This is a genomic window from Streptomyces gossypii (genome assembly GCF_025165795.1).
Lineage (GTDB): Bacteria > Actinomycetota > Actinomycetes > Streptomycetales > Streptomycetaceae > Streptomyces > Streptomyces gossypii.
In genome coordinates this window covers 1-1564 of sequence record NZ_JAJAGO010000041.1, presented here as the reverse complement: position 1 = coordinate 1564, position 1564 = coordinate 1, and the positions used below count along the sequence as shown (strand labels likewise).

Sequence of the window (1564 nt, the reverse complement as noted above, 5' to 3'; positions counted from 1 at the left end):
GGGGACCGGGTTTGTGGAGTTGGCGGTCCGTGCTGGTGATGAGGTCGGCTGCGATCTGGTGGAGGAGTTGACGCTGGAGGCGCCGTTGGTGTTGCCGGAGCGTGGCGGGGTGGCGATTCAGGTGCGTGTCGCCTCGGCTGACGACACGGGCCGGCGGATGTTCTCGGTTCTCTCTCGTGGTGATGCTGATGGTGGTGTGGGGGAGTGGAGTCGGCATGCCAGCGGCAGCCTGACTACCGGGTCTCCGGCATCTGGCACAGCAGACCTGACGGTTTGGCCGCCGCCGGGTGCTACTGCGATCGATGTGGAGGGGCATTACGAGCGGGTGGCCGAGGCGGGCTACGGGTACGGTCCGGCGTTCCAGGGGCTGCGGGCCGCCTGGCGGCGTGGCGATGAGGTGTTCGCCGAGGTCGCTCTCCCTGACGCGCAGCGGGATCAGGCCGGACGCTTCGGTATCCACCCCGCACTGCTCGATGCTGCGCTCCACCCAGTGGGACTCGCCGACCTCTTCAGCGCCGACCAAGTCCACCTGCCGTTCGCGTGGGGTGGCGTCTCGGTGTTCGCCACGCAAGCCACCACCGTCAGGGTCCGGCTGACACCTGCGGGGCCTGATGCGATCACGCTGGCGATCGCCGACGCATCGGGCGAGCCGGTGGCACAGGTGGACTCGCTGGTGATGCGCCCAGTGGCGACCGAACAGCTCGGGCGCATGCGCAGTGCGGGGTCGGGCTCACTGCTTGATGTGGAGTGGACAGGGCTGCCGACCACGGCGGTTGAGACCGCCGCTCCGTTCAGCGGTCGCTGCGTACTGGTGACCGCGGGGACTGCTCCGCTGGCAGACGCCGTGGAGGCCGCCGGCATCACCACCGCCACCTATCCCGACCTCCAGGCGCTCGCCGCAGCGATCGATGACGGAACGTCGGCCCCCGACGTCATTGTCCTTCCGTGCCCCGGTGACCCCACCGCCGACGGCGTGGCCGATGCGACCCGACGTGCCGTGTCACTCACCTTGGAGGCTGCGCAGGCGTGGCTGGCCGACGAACGGTGGGCCTCGTCGCGCTTGGTGATGCTGACTCGCGGCGCGACGACCGCGGACTCGCGAGAGAACGCGGTCGATCTGCAGCAGGCTGCGGTGTGGGGGCTGATGCGCTCCGCGCAGTCCGAGAACCCCGGCCGCTTCGTGCTGGTTGACCTGGACGACCACGATGACTCTCTCCAGGCACTGCCCACGGCGCTGAGCTGCGGCGAGCCACAGATCTCGGTCCGAGAGGGCCGGTTGTTGACACCGCGCCTGGCCCGTACCAGCCCGGCCCCGGACACCGAGCCGATACCGGTGTGGAACACAACGGGGTCGGTGCTGGTGACGGGTGGTACCGGGGTGTTGGGGTCGGCTGTGGCCCGGCATCTGGTGGAGTCGCATGGGGTGCGGCATCTGGTGTTGACCAGTCGGCGTGGGATGGACGCTCCTGGGGCCGATGTGCTGGTCGAGGAGCTGGCTGCGTTGGGTGCGCGGGCCAGGGTGGTGGCATGCGATGCGGCTGATCGCGACGCCTTGGCGTCGGTT

General features: G+C 69.6%; 1 protein-coding gene. It reads left to right on the top strand.

All coding sequences use genetic code 11. From position 1 onward, the window contains the following. Positions 1 to 13 precede the first annotated feature (13 nt). Positions 14 to 1564 (top strand): SpnB-like Rossmann fold domain-containing protein (locus tag LHJ74_RS34040; RefSeq protein ID WP_260222232.1); only part of this gene is annotated, 1551 nt, incomplete at its 3' end.